Source organism: Polyangiaceae bacterium, assembly GCA_015075635.1.
Taxonomy (GTDB): Bacteria; Myxococcota_A; Polyangia; order Polyangiales; family Polyangiaceae; genus JADJKB01.
In genome coordinates this window covers 1,909,416-1,932,554 of sequence record JABTUA010000001.1, presented here as the reverse complement: position 1 = coordinate 1,932,554, position 23,139 = coordinate 1,909,416, and the positions used below count along the sequence as shown (strand labels likewise).

General features: G+C 70.5%; 19 protein-coding genes. 8 read left to right on the top strand and 11 right to left on the bottom strand.

Annotated elements, in window-relative coordinates:
* Positions 1 to 25 precede the first annotated feature (25 nt).
* Positions 26 to 1,360 (bottom strand): SPFH domain-containing protein, encoded by a 1,335-nt coding sequence (locus HS104_08690; GenBank protein MBE7480046.1) that lies wholly within the window; start codon positions 1,358 to 1,360, stop codon positions 26 to 28.
* 155 nt (positions 1,361 to 1,515) lie between these two features.
* Between HS104_08690 and HS104_08685 the strand changes: the two genes are divergently transcribed.
* The gene (locus HS104_08685; GenBank protein ID MBE7480045.1) at positions 1,516 to 2,640 is read left to right on the top strand and encodes a hypothetical protein; all 1,125 of its coding nucleotides are present in this window, start codon (positions 1,516 to 1,518) and stop codon (positions 2,638 to 2,640) included.
* A gap of 235 nt (positions 2,641 to 2,875) precedes the next feature.
* Here the strand turns inward: HS104_08685 and nikR are convergent, their stop codons facing one another.
* The 3 genes from nikR to HS104_08670 form a co-directional block, all read right to left on the bottom strand.
* A complete protein-coding gene (gene nikR, locus HS104_08680; protein ID MBE7480044.1) occupies positions 2,876 to 3,307 on the bottom strand; it encodes a nickel-responsive transcriptional regulator NikR in 432 nt (143 codons plus the stop codon).
* A 32-nt stretch (positions 3,308 to 3,339) separates the two neighbouring features.
* A complete protein-coding gene (locus HS104_08675; GenBank protein MBE7480043.1) occupies positions 3,340 to 4,203 on the bottom strand; it encodes an SPOR domain-containing protein in 864 nt (287 codons plus the stop codon).
* 112 nt (positions 4,204 to 4,315) lie between these two features.
* Complete coding sequence (locus HS104_08670; protein ID MBE7480042.1) at positions 4,316 to 5,560, bottom strand: anthranilate synthase component I family protein; 1,245 nt, start codon at positions 5,558 to 5,560, stop codon at positions 4,316 to 4,318.
* A gap of 60 nt (positions 5,561 to 5,620) precedes the next feature.
* On the opposite strand from HS104_08670, the gene HS104_08665 reads away from it, so the two are divergent.
* Positions 5,621 to 6,955 carry a hypothetical protein gene (locus HS104_08665; GenBank protein MBE7480041.1) on the top strand — a complete coding sequence of 445 codons (1,335 nt, stop codon included), beginning with the start codon at positions 5,621 to 5,623 and terminating at the stop codon, positions 6,953 to 6,955.
* Here HS104_08665 and HS104_08660 read toward each other — a convergent pair.
* Positions 6,943 to 7,809, bottom strand: coding sequence for an NTP transferase domain-containing protein (locus HS104_08660; GenBank protein ID MBE7480040.1), 867 nt, complete (start codon positions 7,807 to 7,809; stop codon positions 6,943 to 6,945). The two genes, HS104_08665 and HS104_08660, sit on opposite strands and share 13 nt — an antisense overlap.
* A 104-nt stretch (positions 7,810 to 7,913) precedes the next feature.
* Between HS104_08660 and HS104_08655 the strand changes: the two genes are divergently transcribed.
* From HS104_08655 to HS104_08630, 6 genes are all read left to right on the top strand, one after another.
* Entirely contained in the window at positions 7,914 to 8,405 is a 492-nt protein-coding gene (locus HS104_08655; GenBank protein MBE7480039.1) for a hypothetical protein, read from the top strand.
* Complete coding sequence (locus HS104_08650; protein MBE7480038.1) at positions 8,389 to 8,925, top strand: hypothetical protein; 537 nt, start codon at positions 8,389 to 8,391, stop codon at positions 8,923 to 8,925. Before HS104_08655 ends, HS104_08650 begins: the two co-directional genes overlap by 17 nt.
* A gap of 45 nt (positions 8,926 to 8,970) precedes the next feature.
* The gene (locus HS104_08645) at positions 8,971 to 9,828 is read left to right on the top strand and encodes a hypothetical protein (protein MBE7480037.1); all 858 of its coding nucleotides are present in this window, start codon (positions 8,971 to 8,973) and stop codon (positions 9,826 to 9,828) included.
* Positions 9,829 to 9,877: 49 nt separating this feature from the next.
* Positions 9,878 to 10,687 (top strand): rhomboid family intramembrane serine protease, encoded by an 810-nt coding sequence (locus HS104_08640; protein MBE7480036.1) that lies wholly within the window; start codon positions 9,878 to 9,880, stop codon positions 10,685 to 10,687.
* A 65-nt stretch (positions 10,688 to 10,752) separates the two neighbouring features.
* Positions 10,753 to 11,301: a bifunctional pyr operon transcriptional regulator/uracil phosphoribosyltransferase PyrR gene (pyrR, locus tag HS104_08635; GenBank protein ID MBE7480035.1), complete on the top strand. Its 549-nt coding sequence runs from the start codon at positions 10,753 to 10,755 to the stop codon at positions 11,299 to 11,301.
* Positions 11,298 to 12,242, top strand: a complete 945-nt coding sequence (locus tag HS104_08630; GenBank protein MBE7480034.1) for an aspartate carbamoyltransferase catalytic subunit — start codon at positions 11,298 to 11,300, stop codon at positions 12,240 to 12,242. Before pyrR ends, HS104_08630 begins: the two co-directional genes overlap by 4 nt.
* 6 nt (positions 12,243 to 12,248) lie before the next feature.
* Here HS104_08630 and HS104_08625 read toward each other — a convergent pair whose 3' ends face one another.
* The 6 genes from HS104_08625 to HS104_08600 are packed head-to-tail and all read right to left on the bottom strand — an operon-like array spanning position 12,249 to position 22,941.
* Complete coding sequence (locus HS104_08625; protein MBE7480033.1) at positions 12,249 to 15,326, bottom strand: efflux RND transporter permease subunit; 3,078 nt, start codon at positions 15,324 to 15,326, stop codon at positions 12,249 to 12,251.
* A gap of 7 nt (positions 15,327 to 15,333) precedes the next feature.
* Positions 15,334 to 16,398 carry an efflux RND transporter periplasmic adaptor subunit gene (locus HS104_08620; protein ID MBE7480032.1) on the bottom strand — a complete coding sequence of 355 codons (1,065 nt, stop codon included), beginning with the start codon at positions 16,396 to 16,398 and terminating at the stop codon, positions 15,334 to 15,336.
* Between the two features lie 57 nt (positions 16,399 to 16,455).
* On the bottom strand, positions 16,456 to 17,301 hold the full coding sequence (locus HS104_08615) for a glutamate racemase (GenBank protein ID MBE7480031.1): 846 nt from the start codon (positions 17,299 to 17,301) through the stop codon (positions 16,456 to 16,458).
* A gap of 1 nt (position 17,302) precedes the next feature.
* Positions 17,303 to 18,676: a homoserine dehydrogenase gene (locus HS104_08610; protein MBE7480030.1), complete on the bottom strand. Its 1,374-nt coding sequence runs from the start codon at positions 18,674 to 18,676 to the stop codon at positions 17,303 to 17,305.
* Complete coding sequence (locus HS104_08605; GenBank protein ID MBE7480029.1) at positions 18,613 to 21,303, bottom strand: M1 family metallopeptidase; 2,691 nt, start codon at positions 21,301 to 21,303, stop codon at positions 18,613 to 18,615. The genes HS104_08610 and HS104_08605 overlap by 64 nt, the downstream gene beginning before the upstream one ends.
* A 3-nt stretch (positions 21,304 to 21,306) precedes the next feature.
* Positions 21,307 to 22,941, bottom strand: a complete 1,635-nt coding sequence (locus tag HS104_08600; GenBank protein MBE7480028.1) for a hypothetical protein — start codon at positions 22,939 to 22,941, stop codon at positions 21,307 to 21,309.
* Positions 22,942 to 23,139: the final 198 nt, after the last annotated feature.

Here is a 23,139-nt window from a genome sequence, read left to right as displayed (position 1 = left end):
AACGGGTGCTCGGGGTGCTCCCGGATCAACCCGCGGCTATGGCTGTCCCACACTCCGCGCAGAACTTCGCGTTCGGGGCGTTGGCAGCCCCGCACTTGGCGCAGGTCGGCCCTGCGCCAACGGCAGGCGGAGCACCGGCGGCCGCCGGCGGGGGACCGTAACCGGGAGGAGGTGCGCCCGGAGGCGGTCCGTAGCCGGGAGGCGCGCCGTAGCCGGGCGGCGCCGCTTGGGGCGGATACCCGGGGGGCGGACCGTAGCCAGGCGGCGCTGCCTGGGGCGGGTAGCCGGGAGGCGCGCCGTAGCCAGGCGGCGGGTAGCCCTGGGGCGGATAACCGGGCGGCGGATAGCCCGGTTGCTGGGGCATCGGCATGCGCTGGCCGTACATCATGCCCGCGCCGAGCCCCATGCCGGCCTGCATCGCCGCCATGGCGCCGGCCCCGCCCGCGGCCTCGCCCCCCTGCGCCATGCCCTGCCCGAGGCCCATCATGGCCTCGGCGCCGGCGTACTGCTGGTAGCGGCCCATGTCGAGCTGGTTCACGTAGCGCGCGCGGTTCGCGAAATCCTGGTCGAGCTCGAACTGGCGCTGCTGGGCCAACGCCTCGGCCTGGCTCACGCCGATCTTGGCCTTGCGGGCCTCGATCTTGGCCTGGACGATCTGGTCCTGGAACTCGTCGATGCGCCCCTGATCCTCGTCGGACAGGTTGATGTTCAGCTTGGCGATCTCGAGCACCTGCACGCCGATCTTCGCGAGGTCGGGGCAGTCCTGCACGATGGCGCGGGCCACGTCGGGACCGGCAGTGCCGAGGTCCATCATGGTCATGTCGCCCGCCTTGATCAGCCGGGTGAGCGTGGTCTTCAGCCCCATCATCAGCTGATCGCGGACCCACTGCATCGCGGCGTCCGGATTGGCGGCGCCGGTCTGCCCGACGAACTCCAGCACGAACTTCACCGGATCGACGACCTTGTACGAGTAGGTGCCGAACGCTCGCGGATTGACGCGGATGTCCAACTCCGGATCGCGCATGGAGCCGATCGGCCCGCCGAAGCCCTGGTTGAACAGCGCCTTCGAGGTGACGAAGAACACCTCGGCGATGAACACGTCGCCGCCGGTGAACTTGTTGATGATGTTGTTGAGGAACGGGATGTTCTGGGTCTGAAGCGTGTGCCGCCCGGGCCCCAGGCCACCCACGTACTGGCCATCCTTGAAGAAGAGGCACACTTCGTCGGAGTCGACGGTGAGCTGGCTCCAGAACGGGATGTTCTGGTCGGGGTGCTTGTAGACGACCAGCTCCTTCTTGTCGTCCGGGCGCGCGATCATCATCTCGCGCACGCCGCCTTTGACGAAGTCCATGATTCCCATTTGTGCTTCCTCTCCTAGGCCTCCGGCGACGAGTGTATTCCCACGCGCCAGAGCGACGGGGTCGAACATAGTCACGGCCCCCTGCCGCGGCAACGGCCCCCGCCGCTGGCCCGGCTTTGTCGCGGGGCGGCATGCGGCTAGGCTCCGAGACCTCCATGCACGGCATCGACCTGACCCAGCTCCCGGCGCCAGCCCAGCGGATCCTGGGGCCTGGCGCCCCGGCGCCGGCGAAGATGATGGCGGCCAAGGGCATCGTGCCCGGCCTCCGGCCCCCCGAGGTGGTCACGGTGCTGGTCGCGCTGCGGGCCGACTCCGACGTGAAGCTGGCGGAGGTCGCGCGCGAGACGCTGGGCAAGCTGCCGCCGCCCATGCTCGCCGGCGCGCTCGGCGCCGACCTCCAAGCGCCGGTGGTGGAGGCGCTCGCGGACGCCTACGCGACCAACGCCGAGATCGTCGAGAAGCTCCTGCGCCTGCCGCGCATCGGCACGGCGGCCCTGGAGATCCTGGCCGACCGCGCCGACGAGCGCATCGGCGAGCTCATCGCCACCAACGAGGAGGCGATGCTCGCCAACCCGACGGTGATCGAGAAGCTCTACATGAACAAGCGCGTCCGCATGTCGACCGCGGACCGCCTGCTCGAGCTCGCCGTGCGCAACGGGCTCGAGCTGAACCTGGCGGCGTTCAAGGAGGCGGCGGCCGCCATCAAGAACGAGCTGATCGCGGAGGCTGGGGAGGAACCCACCCCCGACGACGTCCTGTTCGCGGAGACCGACAACCTCGCGCAGGCCCACGACATCGAGAGCGAAGAGGATGACACCCACGCCGTCGACGACGAAGGCGAAGAGCACCTCAAGGACAAGTTCCTCCCGCTCTACGCGCAGATCGCCCAGATGACCGTGTCGCAGAAGATCCGCCGCGCGCAGGTCGGCACCGCCGCCGAGCGCCTGCTCTTGGTGCGCGACACCAACCGGCTGGTCGCCTCCGCGGCGGTCAAGAGCCCCGCGATGCGCGAGAACGAGGCGGTGATCATCGCCGCCAGCCGCAACGTCGGCGAGGACGTGCTGCGCGAGATCGCGCGCAACCGCGAGTTCACCCGCAACTACCAGGTGAAGCTGAACCTGTCGCGCAACCCCCGCTGTCCGTTCACGTTCTCCGCGCGCATCATCCCGCTCTTGCGCGACAACGACCTGCGCGACCTCGCCAAGAGCAAGAACGTGCCGAGCTCGGTGCAGCAGGCGGCGCGGCAGCAGCTGGAGCGCAAGCGGGGCGGCAAGGGCTGACTCGCGCCCGCGGTCTTGCCGAGAAGCGCGATCAGTCTCGGGTTTCGCTCTTTCGCGCCTCGTGTTTGCCGCCGCGCCCTGCCCCCGTCGAGGTTGTTGTCGAGACGCACTCTGGGAGCGTCAGGCGACAATTCCCACTTGTCGGGCGGAGTGCGCCGGCCTCGCCGGTGTTCTCGTGGGTCTAGGTCTCACTGGCGGATCGCGATCTGCTCGTGCCAGGACAGCGAAAGTCGAGTCAGTGCGCGTGTTTCTTCCGCTTGGCGCTGGGCAACGCGGCGGCTACCACCGAACCGCTCTGGACGCCCTTGGTGTTGGTCAGCCGATCGGACAGCTGGGCCAGCTCTCGCGCTGGGCCGCGGGCCGCGATCACCTCCAGACAGTGATCGTGGTCCAGGTGCACGTGCAGCGCCGAGACGATCCTGTCCCCGTAGTCGTGCTGGATCTCCGTGAGCTTCTCCGTCAGCTCGCGCACGTGGTGATCGTAGATCAAGGTGATGGTGGCGACCGCGGGCTTGCCGCTCTGCCAGACCTCCTTGTCCAGCTCACGACGCACCAGGTCGCGCAGCGCCTCCGAGCGATTGGCGAAGCCCTTCTTCTCGATCAAGGCGTCGAACTCGGCGAGCAAGTCTCGCTCCATCGCCACGCCGAACCGCACCAGCTCTGTCATGCGCGCTGATTCAGCGCGGCGCGCAGCGAGCGTCAATCCCCGCCGCCGCTGGCGACGCGCCCGAGGCCCTTCTTCTTGTCGCGGATGGCCTGCTTCTGAGCACGGATCGTCTCGGCCTGCTTCACCTTGTCGGGATCGACGACGAACGGCGAGACGCGCTCGGTCTTCTCGAACTTCTCGCGGTACTTGATGGCCTCGAACTTGGTCTTGAAGGGGCCGATGCGCACCCGGTGCCAGAGCCCGCGATCCGCCACGTAGGCCGCCTGCCGATAAGCGCGGTGTCCGCGCTTCTGCAGATCCGCCGCGAACGCGTCGGCCTCGGCCGCGACGCGGAAGCTGGCGACCTGGATTTGAAAGCCGCCCTCGGCACCGGGAGGAGCCGCCGTCGCGGTCGCGTCCACCTTGCTGGCGCTGGCGGCGAGCTGAGTCAGCTGGTCCTTCGGCTGGCTGGTGACGCTGGTCTGAGCCAAGAGCGAGCCCGCCGGCAGCGGCACCACGGGGAGCCGGTCCGAGGCCGGCGGCGGCAAGGTGGGGGCCCCCGGCGGGAGCGCCAGCTCCTCGGGTTGTCGCAGCAGGTTGCCGCGCTCGTCCTTCACCGCCGCCAGCGCGGTGGTGGCCTTGCCTTGATCGCTCAGGATTTCGGGGAACGTCACCTGGGTGCCGTCGAGCTTCTCGGCGGGCACGCTGGCGCTCGACTTGGACTGAGCCACCAGCGCCGACAGCGGATCGTCGCTCGCCGTCGCGGGGGGCCCGGTGCGCTTCGCGCTCATCACGCCGGCCATCACGATGGCTGCGCCCCCGATGCTCGAGAGCAACATCACCGCGAGCCGCGACGAACGGCGCTTGGGATCTTCCTCCTGGATTTGCTCCAGGTTCCTGACGTTGACCGAATCCATGGGTGGGGCTCCTCTGGCGGGCTCTTCCTCGCTACGGGATCGCGGTCGAAGTGCCCAGTTTTCTGCGCACTTCAGGCAAGACTGCCCAAGTCGACACCCGCGCGCGTGCGCCCTACGCGCCCAGGAGCCCCAGCGCCTTCCAGCGCGTCTCCTCGGTCTCGCGGACCGGATCGCTGTCAGCCACGATGCCCCCACCGGCGAAGTAGTGCGCCTCGCCCCCCACCACGCTCAGCGTGCGAATGGCCATCGCCAGCTCCAGCGTGCCGTCGTGGCGCAAGAGCCCGACCGCTCCGGTGTAGAGCCCCCGGCGCTCGGCCTCGAGCTCGCGGACGAGCTCCATGGCGCGGATCTTGGGCGCACCAGTCACAGATCCGCTCGGAAGCATGGCCCCGAGGAGCTCGGAGCGGCTGACCTCCGGGCGAAGCCGCGCGGTCACTCGCGCCCCGCGGTGGAAGACGCTCGGGTGCATCACCACCTCCCCCGCCGAGGTCACCCGGACGCTGCCGACGCGGGCGACACGGCCCAGGTCGTTGCGCTCGACATCCACCACCATCGCGAGCTCCGCGCGCTCCTTGGGGTCCCGCCCGAGGTCGCTGGCCAGGCGCCCGTCCTCGGCAGCGTCCCTTCCGCGCGGGCGCGTGCCCTTGATGGGCCAGGTCTCGATGCGAGCGTCGGTGTGCGTGCGCAGGAACAGCTCGGGAGACAGGCCCGCGACTCCGAGCTCGCCCCAGGCGAGGGCGACCCCGAACGGCGCTTGGGCACGCCGGCGCAAGTGCTCCAGGAGCGCGAGCGGGTGGCCTTGGGCCTCGAAGCGAAATCTCCGAGCAACGTTCACGACGTACACGTCACCTCTCGCGATGTGCTCGAGCGCTCGGCGGACCCGCTCGTGGTGCTCGCGCTCGGGCTCCGCCGGCCCGAGCTCCGAGAGCCGAGCCGCCGGCAGCGCTGGCGCCGGCCGGCCGAGCGCGCGCCCCAGCTCCGCGACGCGGGCGCGGTCGTCGCCGATCACACGCACGCGGTCGGCGATCTCGACGACCTCGCGGTAGCGTTGCCAGAGCGGCGCCTCGAGGTGCGGCGACGCGCGTGGATCCGGCGCGCGGGTGCGCTCGAGCTCGCGGCGAGCTTCGTAGGGCAAGAGCCCGATCCAGCGCGGCGCACGCGCGAGATCTCGCGGCGCCGGCCCTACCCCGAGGTTCGGCTCGGGATCCAGCGCTCGGGAGCACGCGACGGGGTCCACGGCCAAGTAGGACACGGCGCCCCGAGCGCCGAGCAGCAGGGAAAAGCCCGCTCGCCCGACCAGTCGTCGGGCGAGCGCGAGCGGGTCGGGAGGCACGTCGACCACCGTCGCGTGGAGCACGAGCGGCTTCTACGATCTTTTGGCGAGCCTCGCCGTCCGAATCGCGGTAGGGCGTCGCCCGTGCGTTGGCTCGCGGCCCTCACGACAATCGCCCTGTGGGGTTGCGGCGAGGAGCTCGTGGAGCCCGGGCGGATGCGCCTGGTCAGCGGGCACGAGCCCGACCCCTGGGCGGTCAGCCCGGCTCCGGATCACGCCGTCGTCTTCAAGGAGAGCGGCAGCGGCGAGCCGACCGAGCTCGCGAGCGGGCCTGCGCCCCTCACGGAGTTCTCTCTCGGCCAGACTGGCGCGGGTCACTACAGCGTCACCGGTCTGGACGCGGCCGAGGTGCCCAGGGTCCGCGCCCGCTCGCTGAAGATCGATCCCGCGGGCTTCGCAGGCGGAACGCTGCCGTTGTTCGTCGCCCGGGCCGGCGAGCTGGCGCGCCCCCCGGGGGAGCTCGCCAGCGAGGTCGGCGCGTCGCCCCTCGCCGCGAGCCTGGCCGCGCGCCACTTGCTGCTGGTCCGCGGCGGCGCGGCCGGCCTCGCGCTCGACGGCTACGACCTCGCCGCCTGGCGCCCGATCGAGCCGACGCCGCTCCTCGACTGCGGCGCGCCGAGCTGCGAGCCGCGCTCGCTCGCAGTGGCGCTGGGCTCCCTCGCGCTGGCAGTCGGCGACGGCTGGGGGTTCTGGTTCGACCCGATCGTCGGCGACTCGAGCCCCATCGCGCCGCCGGACGGCCTCGCCAGCTGGGCCGACGTGGCCGGCGGCGCCACGGTGACGGCCCCCGACGGCTCGACCTGGATCATCGGGGGCACGCGCGCCGAAGCGCCCAGCGCCGAAGTCCTCGCCATCGCGGTGGACGGCACGCTCTCGCACCTGGTGCTCTCGAGCCCGCGCCAAGGCGCGACGGCAATCTGGGTCGACGGGCGCGGGCTGGTGGTGGTGGGCGGCGGCGACGCGAGCGCGGCCGGGGCGGAGCTGCTCGCGGACGGCGCGAAGACGTTCATGCCGCTGCCGCAGCCCCCGGATCAGACCCGCGGCGCGGCGCTGGTGGTCCTGGGCAGCGCCCGCCTGCTGCGCGTGGGCGGCCGCCAAGGCGGCGCACCCGCGCCGAGCGTCGAGCTCGCTCTGGGCTGCGCGGCGAGCTGTTCGCCCGAGGCCGCGGGCGACGAAGTGGATCTCGCCCAGGCTTCGGCCTTCCCGCTCGGCTCGGGTCGGGCGCTCGTGATCGGCTCGAACGATGCCGGCGAGACCCGCGTATTTCGATGGGAAGACGGCCAGGCGGTGGCTGTCGAGCTGCGCGAGCCCCGGAGCAACGCGGCTGCGGTGCTGTTGCCGAGCGGACACGTCGGCATCGCGGGCGGCACGCTGCCCGGCGGCCAGAGCGCCCGCAGCATCGAGCTCTACTTGGAGTGAGCCACTCGCACTACGCGCGCGGGCGTGACGATTGCGTCCTCGAGCGGCGCCTGCACGACCGCGCCGGGCCAGGCCACCACGCGCCGCACCCGCCCCGCTCCCACGACTCGCGCGCCCGCGCCGATCACGCAGGTCTCGAGCGAAACCCCGGCGTCGACCGCCGCGCCGACGCCCAGGTACACCGGCTCGCCGCCGAGCCACGCCAGGTTCAGCGCCAGGTAGGCTGCAGGATCACCGGCATCGCTGAAGCCACCCGGGACCGCCACGGTCTCGATGGGCCGCCCCGCGCGGAGCTCCGGCAGCGCCCAGTCGCCGATCAGGCAGCCTTCGCTCGGCAGGCCGGCCAGGCAGCGGGCGCCGAGAGCCGCGACTCCGACGTAGTCGCCGCCGGCGTGCTCCTCGCCGAAGACCTCCCCGCGCAGGCGCACCACCCGGCCGTCGGCGCGCACCCCTACCGTGCCTTCGCCCTTGGCACGCGGCTGGACCCCAAGCGCCAGACCGCCGGACCTGGCTCCTTCGCACAGCGCCTCGAGCGGCGGCTCCACCAGGATGTCCCCGTTCCAGAGCACGACGGGCGGCTCGCCGAGCAGCTCTCTCGCTCCGGCAACACCGCCGGCGGTGCCCAGGATCCTCGGCTCGTGCACTCGCTGAACTTCGACGCCCAAGCTCGCGTCGAGATTGGCGAATGCGTCGGGCAAGTGGTGCGTGTTGATGACCAGCTGGTCGAAGCCGGCGCGCGCGAGCCGCGCCGCGATGTGCGCCAAGAGCGGCCGGTCCCCGACGGGCACCAGGGGCTTTGGCTTCTCCAGGGTCAGCGGCCGCAGCCGGGTTCCGAGGCCGGCACACAGGACCATCGCGCGAGGCGCCATCGCTCGGAGCTTGCCGCCCGGCGGTCCCGTTGGCCAAGTCCGCCCAGAAACTCGCCTCGGCCGACACAGGCGTGATAGCGCCACCAACAATGATTCCGCTACGCGCCCTCACGGCCGGTGCTGCCTCTGCGCTCGCGGCGTTCTTCGTCGTGCACGCCTCCGGCTGCGGCACCGACGCGGTCGGCGTCGAGGACTGCCGGGACATCGAGAGCGCGCGCTGCGAGGCCGGGAAGTTCTGCGGATTGGTCGACGACGTCGATCAGTGCAAGCGCTTCTACCGCGACCAGTGCTTGCACGGCATGGCGGTGGGCGAACGCCCCGGGGCGCCGCTAATCAAGGAGTGCGTCGCCACGATCCAAAAGGCGGGCGAGTGCGCGAAAGCCGGTGCCACGACGCTAGCGGAGTGCGCAGTTCAGCCGTCCCAGAAGACGTACCACACGGAATCCTGCGACATCGTCAAGGAGCCCGAGGGCACCGAAGAGTGCGAGTTCCTGTTCAAGCCCGTCGAGGTCCCGGATGCAGCGCCCGAGGCCGAAAGCGACGCGGGCAACGAGGCAAGCTCGGATGCACCGGCGGAGTGACGCGGCGGCGCTCTGCGCGGCGCTCGCGCTGTTCGGCTGCGGCGGGCGCGATCAGGAGGCCGAGGCGCCGCAGAAAAAGCTCACGGCGGAAGCCGAGGTCCTCGCCATCTCGAAGGTGTGGCAGGCGCTCGAGGAGGAGCACGGCACGCGCGGGCCGGCGCACAAGGTCGGAGTCTTCGACCTGAAGCAGCGCACCACGCTGACCCTGGCCGAAGGCCATCCGAGCGGCGAAGAGAAGATCGAGATCAAGGAGCGCTTCGAGCTGAAGAGCGGCGCCGTCTACGAGTGCCGCGCGCGCGCGCTCAGCAAGGTACGCGTGCGCTTCGGCCGAAAGAACGGCGAGCCTGCGCTGGAGGTCCAGCGTCCTTCGTTGATCATGGCCCGAACCTGCCAGCCCAGCGACTTCCCGGAGCGCGAGATCCAGCTGCCGGGATCCGGCTCGCGTTTCCTGCTCCAGGACGAGCAGCTGGTGGGGTTCGCGCCGCCCAGCGAAAAGCGCGTGTTCCTGCCCAAACAGTGAATCTTTCGCTTCATTCTGGCGCGGTTGTCCGCTAGAAGCGCCGCCATGCTGCCGCTCCGTGCCCGACCGGCCCGCGTGCTCCTCGCGCTCGCGGCGCTCGCGCTCGGGTGCAGCGTCAGCGGCGGCTCGGCCGGACCGACCACCCCCACCCTGATCGCGGTGTCGCCCCAGGACTTCGCCGGGGACGTGCCGTGCACCAACGCACCCGGCGCGATGCGAAGCTACGTGGTCACGCTCTACGACCTCGGCACCGCGGAGGAGCCGCAGGAGCCGTTCGCGCTGCCGTCGAGCGTGGTGCGGCAGAGCGACGGCAGCTTCGCTCCCGCCCGCTGCGAGAGCGCCACGGCGTTCTCTTTCGTGATCCCGGGTCACCGCTACGACGCGGAGATCGAGGTCTACGACCGCGACGATCTGCGCGCGCTCGGCGCCGGCAGCCGGCACCTGGTGGACGCCTCGGGCAGCTACGTGGCGCCGCGCTGGACGACGACCTGCGGCCGCAAGCAGGGTGGCTCCGCCGCCGAGGGCCCGGTCACTGCTGCCTGGTACCTGACGCGCTTCGTGCGCGGTTGCGCGCCTCTGGCGACGACCCAGCCCGCGACCCCGACCGGGGTCCGAGTGAGCCTGGACGACGCGCTGGGCGAGCTCACCTGCGGGGACGCTGGCGGTCAGATCTCGCTGTTCACCGCGAAGCGCGACGATTCCGAGGAGCCGAGCCAAGGCGCGGCCTGCGGCGAGTCGGTCGAGTTCGTGGGGCTCGAGGCCGGGACCAACTACTCCTTCACGGTCCAGGCCTTCGAGTCCGGCGCGGTGACCCCGCGTTGGGGAACGACCTGCTACCGCAAGGCGCTCGCCGGCGCCGTGGTCCCCGCCGCCTGCGACGCCCTCGTCGAGCTGGAGCCCTGAGCCCGGCGGGCTTGCCCGAGGCCCGCCCGACAGCTAGGACCATTCTCCGATGAGACGGGACGACGTCGCCACGATGGGCGGGCTGCCCCGGCCGGGGCGGGCGCTCTGGGGCGTCATCCTCACGCTGTTCGCCATCTGGCTGGCGTTCGCCGTGGGCCTGAACTGGGGCGGGGTCAGCGAGAACACCTTCCTGCTCTTCGCGGGCAACACCGAGCGCATCCTGCACGGCGAGCTGTGGCGCCTGTTCACCGCGCCGCTGATCCACGTGCCCCGGGTCGGCTCGATCTTGTTCCTGCTCGTGGGCTTCTACTTCCTGACGCCGACCCTCGAGCAGCACTGGGGTGGCGCGCGCCTGATCCGTTTCCTCGTCCTGTCGGCGCTCGTGGCCTACGGGCTGCAGATGCTGCTCGGGTTGGCGCTGCCCGCCTCGCTGTCTCAGAAGCTGGTCGGTGAGTACTGGTTCTCCGCGACGCCGGTGCTCGGAGCGGTCAGCATCGCTTGGGCCCTCACCTTCCGCGGCCAGACGGTGCGGCTGTTCTTCGTCCTGCCGGTCAGCTCCCGGGGCCTGATCGTGTTCGTGGTGGGCGTCAGCCTGCTCTACCTGGTCACCCTGGAGCAGATGCAGTGCGGCCTGCTCGCCCCGTTCGGCGGCATGCTCTCGGGTTGGCTGTTCGGGGGCGACACCCCCTCGCCAGCCCGGCGCTTCTGGCTGAAGCTCCGCTTGGCGAAGCTCGAGCGCGAGGCCAAGCAGGACAATCGCGCGCGCAAGCAGCGCGTCGCGCGCTCGGGTTTCAAGGTGATCGAGGGCGGCAAGGACGACGAGGACGACCGCGGGCCCGACGGGCGGATGCTGAACTGAATGTGAAGGCTCGTTCCAGACCATGATTCCCTGCCACCGGGCGACGTGTTAGACCGCGCTCGCCAATGCGCGTGCTCCTCGACTCGGAAGGCGTCTCGCGCGGCCTGCGCCGCGTCGCTGGGCAGATCGTGGAGCGCCAGCGCGGCGCCGAAGGCCTGGTGCTGATCGGCGTGCGGCGCGGCGGCGAGCCGCTGGCGCGGGAGATCGCCCGCTGGATCCGCGAGCTCGAGTCGCGCGACGTCCCGGTGGGCAGCGTGGACATCACGCTCTACCGCGACGACGCGGCCACGGCGCTGCCCAACCCGCGCATCGGTCCGAGCCAGGTCCCCTGCTCGCTGGAGGGCAAGCGGGTGGTCCTGGTGGACGACGTCGTCTTCACCGGCCGCACCATCCGCGCCGCCATCGACGCGTTGATGGACTACGGCCGGCCCCGCCGCATCGAGCTCGCCGCGCTGGTGGACCGCGGGGGGCGCGAGCTGCCCGTCCAGCCCGACTACGTGGTCCTGACCACTCAGGTCGGCGCCGACGACCGCATCGACGTGCTCGACGAGCCGGGCGGCATCCGCGCCGTGGTCCGGCCCGCGAGCTCCCCATCCGTACCGCCAGAGCCATGACCGAGAAGCGCCTCCGCCACCTGACCAGCGTGCACGATCTCGATCGCGAGATGGCGCTCCGCGTCTTGGACACCGCCGAGGCGTTCCTGGAGGTCACGCGCCGGCCGATCCGCAAGGTCCCCACCCTGCGCGGCAAGACCATCATCAACGCCTTCTTCGAGGCCTCCACGCGCACCCGCACCTCGTTCGAGCTCGCCGGCAAGCGGCTGGGCGCGGACGTGGTGAACATCGGCGGCAGCTCCTCGAGCACCAGCAAAGGCGAGACGCTGCGAGACACCGTGGCGACCCTCGACGCCATGCACGCCGACGTCATCGTGGTGCGTCACGCCGCCTCCGGCGCCGCCGACTACATCAAGAGCCGCACGCGCGCTGCCGTCGTCAACGGCGGCGACGGCATGCACGAGCACCCGACCCAGGCCCTGCTCGACGCCTTCACCATGCGCCGCCACACCGGGCGCCTCGATGGGCTCACGGTGGCCATCTGCGGCGACATCCAGCACAGCCGTGTGGCGCGCTCCAACGCGCTCCTGCTCTCGCTGTTCGGCGCCAAGGTGCGCCTAGCGGGCCCGCAGACGCTCCTGCCGCACGACGTCGCCGCGCTCGGCGCCGAGAGCTTCTCGCGCATCGAGCCAGCGCTCGAGGGTGCCGACGTGGTGATGGTGCTGCGCATCCAGCAAGAACGCCTGGGCGCGGCGCTCCTGCCGACGCTCAGGGAATACGCGCGCTACTATGGCCTGAACCGCGCGCGGCTCAGCCTGGCCAAGCCAGACGCCATCGTGATGCACCCGGGGCCGATGAACCGCGGCGTCGAGATCAACGACGACATCGCCGACGGCGAGCGCAGCGTGATCCTGAGTCAGGTCGAGGCCGGCGTGGCCGTGCGCATGGCGGTGCTGTACTTCTGCGCGACCGAGCCCGGGCAGCCGATCGGCTCGGAGTAGTGTTCTTCACTCCCCCGGGCTCTCGGCCGGGGCGAGCCCGTGCGCCGGCTGCGGCGCGCGCTTCCTCGACAGGAGCGCGTACACCGCCGGCACCACGAACAGCGTGAGCAGCGTCGACACCGCGAGGCCCCCCACGACCGCCACGCCCAGGCTCTGCCGGCTGCCGGAAGCGCTGCCGAGCGACAGCGCGATGGGTAGGATGCCGAGGATGGTGGTGAGCGTGGTCATCACGATGGGACGGAAGCGCGCGGCCGCGGCCTCGAGCGCGGCCTCTCTGGGCGACATCCCTTCGGCCTTGTGCTGATTCGCGAACTCGACGATCAGGATGCCGTTCTTGGTCACGATGCCGATCAGCATGATGATGCCGATCTGGCTGAAGATGTTCATGGTCTGCCCGGTGAGCCACAGGCTCGACAGGGCGCCGAGCAGCGACATCGGCACGGTGAACAGGATGATCAGCGGATCGACGAAGCTCTCGAACTGCGCGGCCAGCACCAGGTAGATGAGCAGGATGGCCATGCCGAAGGCGAAGAACAGGCTGGTCGAGCTCTCGGAGAAATCGCGAGCTTCACCCGCGAGCGAGGTGCGGAAGCTCTGATCGAGGGTGTTCGCCGCCACGGCGTCCATTGCCTTGATGCCGTCGGCGAGCGCGTACCCGGGCGCCAGTCCCGCGGACACGGTGGCGGAAACGTAGCGGTCGTAGCGGTAGATGGCAGCCGGCGCCGTCACCTCCTGGATGCTGACCAGGTTGTCGAGCGCCACCATCTGTCCGCCGCGACCCCGCGCGTGGAGCCGGCGCACCGCCTCCGGAGCGTTGCGATCGGCTGCCTCGACCTCGCCGATCACCTGGTACTGACGGCCGTTCATCACGAAGTAGCCGTAGCGCCGTCCGCCGTAGGAGAGATCGAGGGAGCGCGCGATGTCGGCCACGCTGATGCCGAGCTCGGTGGCCTTGGCGCGATCGATCTGGATCACGCCCTCGGGGCGGTTGAACTTCAGATCCGAGTCCGCGAAGCGCAGGATCGGGTTCTTCGACGCCTGCTCGAGCACCTTCGGCAAGACCTCTGCCAGCGCCTCCAGGTTCGGCGCCTGGATCACGTACTGGAGCGGCATGCCCGAGAAGCGGTTGCCGATGGTCGGGGGTTGTCCGGGAAAGGTGCGCAGATCGGTGAAGCCGTTGAGCTTCTGCGAGAGCGCCTGGAACACCTGCTCCTGCGAGCGCTTCCGCTCGTGGGGTTCCTTCAGGTAGATGTTCTGCACGCCGGTGTTGACCGGCCCGCCGAAGAGCCCGGTGATCGAGTAGGTCCGCGACAGCTCCGGCACGCTCTGGTTCACCAGCGCCGCCAGCTTGTCGAGCTGGGCCGCGGTGTACTCGTAGGTCGCGCCCTCCGGAGCCCGCACGCCCACGCGGATGTTGGACCGATCCTCCAGCGGGGCCAGCTCGGACTTCAGCTTGCCGCCGATGAAGACGGCCAGCACCACCACACCGACGACGATGGGCGCCGCCAGCAGGCGCACGCGCAGGAAACCGCCGAGCGCCCGCCGGTAGATCCGGTTCAGGCCGACGAAGAACGGCTCGGTCACCCGGTAGAACCAGCTCGGGTTCGTGTGCTGCTTCAAGAGGAAGCGGCACATCACCGGCGACAGAGTGAGGGCCACGAACGCCGAAATCAGCACCGAGCCCGCCACCACGACGGCGAACTCGCGGAACAACCTTCCGGTGAGCCCCTGCAAGAAGACGATGGGCAAGAACACCGCGGCCAGGGTGATGGTCGTGGAGATCACCGCGAAGTAGATCTCGCGAGAGCCCACCAGCGCGGCGTCGAATGGGCTCATGCCCGCTTCGACCTTCGAGTAGATGTTCTCGAGCACGACGATGGCGTCGTCCACCACCAGGCCGATGGCCAAGACCAGCGCCACCAGCGTCAGGATGTTGATGGTGAAGCCCGCCAGGTACATCACGAAGAAGGTGGAGATGATGCTGACGGGGATGGCGATCACGGGCACCAGCGTCGAGCGGAAGTTGCGCAGGAACGCGAAGATGACCGCACCGACCAGCATGAAGGCGGTGCCCAGCGCCTCCTCGACCTCGCGGATCGAGCGCCGCACGTAGGTCGTGAAGTCGTAGCCGATGTCGACGCGGAACCCCGGCGGGATCGACTTCTTCACGTCGGCGAAGCGCCGGTAGAACTCGTCGGCGATCTCGATGGCGTTCGTGTTCGGCTGCGGCACGATGGCGACGCCCACCATGGGCACGCCGTTCTGCTTGACGCCGGTGCGCAGGTTCTCGGCGCCGAGCTCGGCGTGCCCGATGTCACGGAACTCGACTTGCCGGCCGCCTTCCTGCCGGATCACCATGCGGTTGACCTCCTCCGGGGTGGACAGTCGCCCCACCGCCCGGAGGCCGATCTCGACGGCGCTGCCCTCGACGCGCCCCGCCGGCAGGTCCACGTTCTCGCGCCGCAGCGCCTCTTGCACGTCTTGCGGGGTCACCCGGTGGGCCGCCATGCGCTCGGCGTCCATGGCCAGGCGCATGGCCCAGCGCTTCTCGCCGAAGATGCGCACGGTGCTCACGCCGGGGATGGTCTGCATCCGTTCCTTGATCAACGTGTCGGCGACGTGGTTGACCTCCAGGATGCTCTTGTCGTCGCTCTGCACCGTCATGAAGACGATGGGCGAGGCGTCGGCGTCGGCCTTCTCGACGATGGGCGGGTCCACGTCCGCGGGCAGCCGGCGCACGGCCCCGGCGACCTTGTCGCGGATGTCGTTGGCCGCCGCGTCCACGTCGGTGCCGATGGCGAACTCGACGCGAATGGCGCTCTGACCCTCCCGCGAGGTGCTGGCGATGTTGCGCACTCCAGCCACGCCGTTCACCGCCTGCTCGAGCGGCTCGGTGATCTGCGAGTCGATCACGTCCGGGTTCGCGCCCGGGTAGTTGGTGGTGACGGTGACGACGGGCGGATCCACGGCGGGGTACTCGCGCACGCCCAGGAAGCGGAAGCCCACGACGCCGAGCACGAGCAGGACCAGGGATCCCACCAGCGCGAGCACCGGGCGGCGTAGGCTGAGCTCCGCGACGTTCACGGAGGCCTCACTTTTCGAGGGTCACGGGAGCACCTTCCCGCAGCCGGAGCAGGTTGTTGACGAGCACCGTTTCGCCGGCGGACAGGCCCGACACGACCTCGACGTCGTCGGCGCTGCGCTGGCCGATCTCCACCGGGCGCAGGCTGGCCTTACCGTCGGCGAGGACCCAGACGCCGTGCCCCTTCACGCTGGGCACCAGCGCCTGGGCCGGGACCGTCAGGACCGGCTTGTCCGCGCCGATGGGCACCTCGACGTTGGCGAACCCGCCGCTCGCCAACACGTCGCCCGGGTTCTCGGTCAGACCGCGCACGCTCACGCTGCGCGTGGCTCGGTCGATCTCCGGCTCGATGGCGATGACCTGGCCCTTGAAGCGCTCCGCTCGGCCTGCGACCCGAAAGAAGAACTCGTGCCCGACCCGCAGGTCCGGCGCGTAGCGCTCGGGCAGGGCAAAATCGACCTTCAGCCTGGAGGTGTCCGAGAGCGTGGTCAGCAGGGTCTCCGGCGTGACCCAGGCGCCGACGCTGACGCGCCGGAGCCCGACCCTTCCGGCGAAGGGCGCACGAATGCGCGTCTTTTGCAGCGTCACGCCCCGCGTGCCGATCTCGGCCGTGATCTCGTCGAGCTCGCTCTTGACCCGATCGTATTCGGCCTGGCTGACCAGGTTCTGCGAGAGGAGCTGCTTCGATCGCGCCTCCTGGGACGCCAGGAGCTTCTTCTTCACTTCCAGGCGCCGGACGTCGGCGCCGAGGTCCGAGGAGTCCAGCGTGAAGAGCACTGCGCCCTTCTTCACCACCGCGCCTTCTTCGACGTGCACCTTGACCAAGCGCCGCGAGATCTCGCTCACCACCCTGACGTACTCGTTGGCGGCGAGCGTCCCGACCGTGGGCACGGTGACGCTGACCGTCCTCTGGCTGACCACATGGCCGCGGGCGAAGAGCGGTGGGGCCCCCGTTGCGGGCCGCGCGCTGGCAGAGCCTGCGGGCGGCTCGGGCTTGGTCGCGGACGCACGATTGCACCCGCACGCGGCGAGCGCGGCGATGACGATGGCGGTTCGAAAGCGAGCGGAAGTCACCAGAGACGCGCTTCGTCTCATAGCACCCAGCCCCGTCGAGCGGCACCCGCCGGACGCTCAGCCGAGGTCGATCTGCGCCACTTCGGGCGCCCGTTCGCCCAGAAAACGGCTGGCCACCTCGGCGAAGGACCGCGGCCGATCGGTGACCAAAACCTCCAGCCGAGGCGTCTCCGAGCCAGAGGGACCGGCCGGCGAGAGCCGACCCTCCTGCATCAGTCGCGTGACGTCGCGCGCGGTGGCGAGGGCGCTGTCCACGATCGGCACCGCGTGCCCGGCCAGCTCCTCCGCGACCCGCGCGATCACCGGTGCGAGCAGCGGGTAGTGCGTGCAACCGAGCACGATCACGCCGGCGCCTTGGGCGAACAACGGCTCCAGGTAGCGCCGCACGCAGAGCTCCGGGACCTGCCCATCGAGCCACCCCTCCTCGACCAGCGGCACCAAGAGCGGGGCAGCCTGTCCGACGACATCGAGGCGCGTCGAGAGCTGGCTCACCGCCCGCGGGTACGCTCCGCTCAGGATGGTGCCCTGAGTCCCGAGCACGCCGATCTTCACCGGCTGCCCCCGCGAGCGCGCCTCGGCCTCCGCCGCCTCCACCGCCGCCCGCGCGCCCGGCTCCACCACGCCGACGACGGGCAGGTCGAGCTCGGCGCGCAGGATCTCGAGCGCCACGGCGCTCACGGTGTTGCAGGCGATGACCAACGCCTTGACTCCCCGGCCGGTGAGCACCTTGGCGCAGCCCCGCGCGTAGCGCACGACGGTCTCCGCCGAGCGCGTCCCGTACGGCACGCGCGCGGTGTCGCCGAGGTAGACGATGTGCTCGTCCGGCAGCGCTTGCGTCAACGCGTGCACCACCGTCAGCCCGCCGAGGCCCGAGTCGAACACACCGAGCGGGGCGTCCGTCACGTCACACGTCCTCGATACGCAACAGGCGCGGGCGCCCGCGCATGAAGCCTTCGCGCCCGATGGCGTCGAGCGCGGCGCGCACCGCGCCTTCGCGACAGCTGTGGGTGATGATCAGCACCGGCACGGCGCCGCTCGCCTCGTCCGCGCGCCCCTCCTGCACCATCTGCTCGATGCTGACCCCGGCCTCCCCGAGGCCGGTGGCGATCTTGCCCAGGACGCCCGGACGATCCTCCACGTCGAAGCGCAGGTAGAAGCGCGACAGCACCTCCGTGATGGGCGCGAGCTGCCGCTCCTTGGTCTGGATGCCGCGCGTGGAGAGGCCCGGCTCGCCGCCGATCTTCGAGCGCGCAACGTCCACGATGTCCGCGACGACGCTCACGGCCGTCGGCATGTCGCCGGCCCCTCGCCCGACCAAGAGGCAGGGTCCGAGCCCACGGCCGACGATGAGCACGCCGTTCAGCACGCCGTCGATGTTCGCCAGCACGCTCCCGCGCGGGATCAGCGCCGGGTGGACTCGCAATGCGATGCGGTCGCCGAGATCCTTGCCGATCACCAGGTGCTTGATGGTGTAGCCGAAGCGCTCGGCGAAGCGGAAGTCGAGCTGATCGACGGGGCGGATCCCCTCGACGGGCACGTCCGCCTCGCGCACGTTGGCGCCGAAAGCCAGCATGCTGATCACGCACAGCTTCTGCGCCGCGTCGTGCCCGTCCACGTCCAGGCTGGGGTCGGCCTCCGCGTAACCCTTGGCCTGCGCCTCGGCCAGGGCGACGTCGAAGCTGACCTTGCCGTCGCGCATGCGCGTCAGGATGTAGTTGCAGGTGCCGTTCAGGATGCCGTGGACGCTCTCGACCCAGTCGCTGGTCAGCGCCTCGCGCAGCGTACGAATGATGGGGATGCCGCCGCCGACGGACGCCTCGAAGGCGAGGTCCACACCTGCCTCGACGGCTTCGTCCACCAACTCCGGCCCATGCTTGGCCAGGAGCAGCTTGTTGGCCGTGACCACGCTCTTGCCTTCGCGGATGGCGCGCTCGATCAGCGACTTCGCCGGCTCCTCGCCGCCCATCACCTCGACCAAGACGTCGATGTCCTTGCCGAGCAGCTCCTCGGCGTCCGTCGTGATCCACTCACGGCGGCACTCCGGCACGCGGTCCTTCTCCGGGTCGCGGACCAGGACGTGGCGAATCTCGAGCGGCGCGCCGACTCGCGAGGTCAGGTACTCCTGATTGTCCTGGATCAGTCGGATCACCCCGCCGCCGACGGTGCCACAGCCGAGCAGACCGATACGGACGGGGAACTTGATGCGCTCTTTGCTCACGGCTTGCCTCCGAACAGCTCCTCGAACGCCCGGGACCGCCCGGCGCGCAGAGCGGCGCAGAGCTTACCCGCCTCCGCCGCCTGGGCTAGGTGCTTGTCCGCCCCCTCGATTCGCTCGAGGCGCGGCCGGAAGAAGGCTTCGGCCTCCGCCACCGCGGACTCGTCGCACAACGCGGCCGCCACCCATGGAAACCTGCCGATCGCGAAGCTCGGCAGCCTGGATTTGAGCGCGTCGAAGTGCCGAGTCAGCCACAGGTAGGTCGGCTTCGCAGTCGCCCGGCGCTGGAAGAGCGGAGGGAACACGTAGCGCAGATCCGAGACCTTGATGCTGCCGTCGAGCGCGTAGCCGAGCAGACGCTCGACCAGCACCAGATCGTCGAAGGCCGACAGGCCCGACAAAGCCAGCAGACGCTCCTCCGGCGTGCTCGCCTGCTTCATGCGCTCGAAGAGGCGGATGAAGAGCTTCTCGTCCCCTCGCCTCGCTGCCAGCGGCAGCGCCACCCGCGCCACGTCCGGGTCCACGGCTCCGGGCTGGTCGAGCCATGCTCCGGCCAGCTTGTCGGCCTCGCCGAGCACCCAGGGTTCGGCGCCCAGATCGCCGAGCAGGCTCAGCACCAGGTTGCGGGCGAGCTTCGTGCCCTCGGCTTCGCCAGCGGTCGGACGGAAACCCAAGCGCTTGCCCTCCTTGCCGGCGAGCAGGCGCACGCGCGCCTGGAACGCGCTCCGCGTCGAGTCGCTCTCCAGGGCCCGCGAAACCTCGCGCAAGGAATCCGTGAGCTGGTCCCAGAGCACGTGGCTCTGCCCCGAGAGCAAGTGGGGCAAGAGCTCGAAGTAGGTAGCGAGCTCGAGGTCGCCGCTCCGGACCAGCGCCCAAGAGTTGCCGAGCAGCCCGACCTTCTCGCGCAGCGAGAGCGTCGGCTGCTTGGCGAGGGCGAGCAACGCGGCCTTGGGCAAGCCGTAGCGGTAGTAGCCGCGCTCGTCGGCGTTGGGGTGCACGGCGGCCGGGCAGCTCCTCACCTCGCGCTCCACGCGGGCGGGCTCCTTGCCGAGCAGCGTGCACACGCGCTCGTTCGGCAAGCCCAGACACACCGGGACCAGCCAGCTCTTGGCGGCGGACGGCGCCATGCTCCCGAGCGGACGGTACTCGCGCTGACTCAGCGTGATCGCGAGCTTCTTTCCCTCGCAGCCGAACGACACGTCGACCAGCGGCACGCCGCTCTGATCGACGAAGCTACTCATCACGCTGGCCACGTCCTTGCCGCTGGTCTTGCCCAGCGCCAAAAACAGGTCCCGGGCTTCGGCGTTGCCGAAGCGGTGAGTGCCCAAGTAGTCGCGGACACCCTGCCGGAACGCGGCCTCCCCCACGTAGCTCTCGATCATGGATAGGGTGCTCGCGCCCTTGACGTAGGTGATGCCGTCGAAGGCCTCCAGGGCTTCGCTCGACCCGCGCACCGGCTGGCGGATGCGCCTCGCGCTCGCCAGCATGTCCACGCCCATCACCCACTGCTTGTCGCTGACGCGCTCCAGATCCACGCCGAACGCGGGCTTGACGCGCTCGACGACCTTGGCGCCCATCCAGGTGGCGAAGCCCTCGTTGAGCCAGAGGTCGTCCCACCACTTCATGGTCACCAGGTTGCCGAACCATTGGTGAGCGAGCTCGTGCGCCATGATGCCGTACAGGCCTCGGCGCGCGTCCAGGGACGCCCGCGCCTCGTCGAGCAGGAGCAGCTCCTCGCGGAACGTGACGAGCCCCGCGTTCTCCATGGCGCCGGCGCCGAACTCGGGGACGGCCACGAGATCGAGCTTCGCGTAGGGGTACGCGACGCCGAAGTAGTCCGCGAGCACGCCGAGCTCTTCCCGCGCGACGTCGAGGGCGAGCTGTCCCAGCCGGCTCTTGCCCGGCAGCGTCACCAGGCGGATCGGCACCGGATCCCGCGCGCCTTCACGGATCTCGAAAGCGCCGATCGCGAACGCGACCAGGTAGGAAGGCAGCGGCGGCGAGGGCGCGAACTCGTAGCTGACCAGGCCGCTCTGACGGTTCTCGCGCCGCCGGAGCTCTGGCGTGTTGGCGACCGCCGTGAATCCCTCCGGCACGGTCAGCGACAGCTGATAGGGCACCTTGAAGCCCGGCTCGTCGAAGCACGGGAAAGCGCGCCGCGCATCGTTCGGCTCGAACTGGGTGAAGGCGTAGCTCTGGCCGCCCTCCTCCACCCGGTACAGGCCGCCCAGGCTCGGGCCGAACGGCGCCTCGTATTGCAGGTCGATCTCGGCCTTGCCCGCCGGCAGCTCCCGCTCGAGCTCGAGCACCAGCTCCTCCGGCTCTTCCTTGCCGTGGGCCGCCCGACGCGTGCTCGCCTTGGCCCAGAGCTTCTGCGTCTCCGAGCTCACGGCCGCGGTGAGGATCTTCGGCCCTTTGGCGTGCAGCACGATGACCCGCGTCGGCGTGGCCACCTCGACGCCGATGCGCACCCGCCCGAAGAAGCTCTTGTCCCTCGGGTCTACCGTGAGCTCCAGGTTGTAGCGGGTGGGCCTGACCCCGGCGGGTAGCCGCCCGTCGTCACGCGGCGCGGGGGCCGAGACGGCGGTGCCCTTGGCCGGGGGTGGATCGGGGCGCCAGCGAGCGTTCGGAGACGGGCTCGCGCAGGCCGAGAGCGCGAGTGCCACGAGGACCGGGAGCGCGCGCTTCATGGCTCAGATGGGCGCCGAGATCAGCGGCGCCGGCTCGCGCTCCGTCACCGCCGTATCTGGCTTCACGATCGACTCGAGCCAACCGAGGCGTGGCCGCACCCGGGTGTGGATGCTGCGCCGCGGAGCCGCCCGCATCTCTCCCTCCCAGGAGCGGATGCGCGGCTTGCCGGCGTTCGACGCGAGCAGGGTCGGCAGGCCCGTGATCGGGTCGGCGTCGTAGACGAAGAAGGAGTGCCAGTGGTTCTCCCCGTCGCTGCGCGGTCCGTGAATCGCCACCACGTCCCCGGGCAAGTAGCGGTCCGCGTGCTCCGCGAGGTGCGTGAAGAACGTCTGGCGCTCGAAGAAACGCACGCGCTCGCTCTCCCCCAAGCCGTACACGTCGAACATCTCGGGCCGCTCTGCGGCGAAACGGATGAACACGTCCACGCTGCGCCGGTTCACGATGCCGATGTCGTCGAAGTCCACGCTGCCGCGGATGCGCTCTCGCTCGGCCCCGCTCGGCGCCCACCAGGTCCCGCCGGCGCGCTCGAAGGCATCGGTCACGAAGTCGATGCACACCTGCGGTACCTTGGGCCGGCCCTTGGCGTCGAACACCAGGTAGGTGTCGTCGTTGAAGGTGTACGAGTCCCAGCCGTGGGTGTAGGCCCAGCGCCAAGCGGGGCGCAGGTTGCCGTCCTGTTGGCCTTCTTCCGTCCTTGGCTCGTCGAAGGGCAACGCCTCGCCGACCATCTCGACGATGGCGGAGCGCAAGCTGGAGAGCACACGTTGCCGCCTGAGAGCCAGCTCCCGCGCGTGCGCCACCTCGTCATCTCTGCCCTCGGGCACGGCCTGGCACTCGACCGAGAGCCTGCCGCCTTCCTTGATGGAGAGCAGCGTCGGGACCCAGTCGTTGCCGTGCCGCGCGTCCATCACGACGTGCTCGGCGCCGATGTGCCGCACGCGCACGCGCTCGATGCCGGCCTCGAGCACCACGCCGCGCAGGCTCAGGTGGAGCGGCGGTCCCGGCTCCTTGCCGCTCGGCCAGACGCGGTCGAGCAGGAGCAAGCGTGCGCGCTGCCCGCGCTCCGGTCCGTCCACGTATTCGTACCAGAAGCCCTTGTTCTTCTTCGCCCGCAGGAGCTGCGTGCCGCGCTGCACGGTGATCTCGGGCTCGGAGAACAGGTGATGGAGCTCGACCACGTCGACGAAGCTGGCGGCGAGCTCGGGGATCTCGGAGTAGAGGTAGCCCTCCGAGAGCAGAAGCGCGCGGGCCACCTCGGGCCGGTTCCGCACGGTCTTGAACACGCCGTGCAGCGCCCAGCCCGGTGAGGGGCTCGCCGCGAGCTGCGCCCGCAGGCTCCGCACCTCGGTCGAGACGTCCTCCGCGGGCTTCGGTGCGCGGCGGAACAACACCGGCTCGGCCTTGGCGCGCCCCAAGATCTCGGCGCGACGCGCCTCGAAGCCCGGTGCGCCAGGCTCGGCGGGCGCGCCCTCGGCGGCCGCGATGCGCGCGCGGCACTCGCTCGCGGCGGGCTCCGCCGGCGACGCGACGACCGCGCTCTGCCCGGCAGCGCCCGGCGCAGGCTGCGGCTCCGCCGGCGCCGGCGCCTCGGCGCACGCCCAAAGACCAATCCAGGCGAAGAGGCCCAAGCGGGACACGGGCGCGCCACGGTACCGGCCTCGTTCGACCGCCGCAACCCGAAGACCGAAGCGTGCCCTCGGTCTCGGTCTTTGCATGAGCGGATCGCGATCCGCCACTGAGACCAAGACCCACGGAAACACCGGCGAGGCCGGCGCGCTCCCCGGGTCAGCTGGGGCAAGTCGCCTGACGCTTCCTGAGTGCACCTCGACAACGAC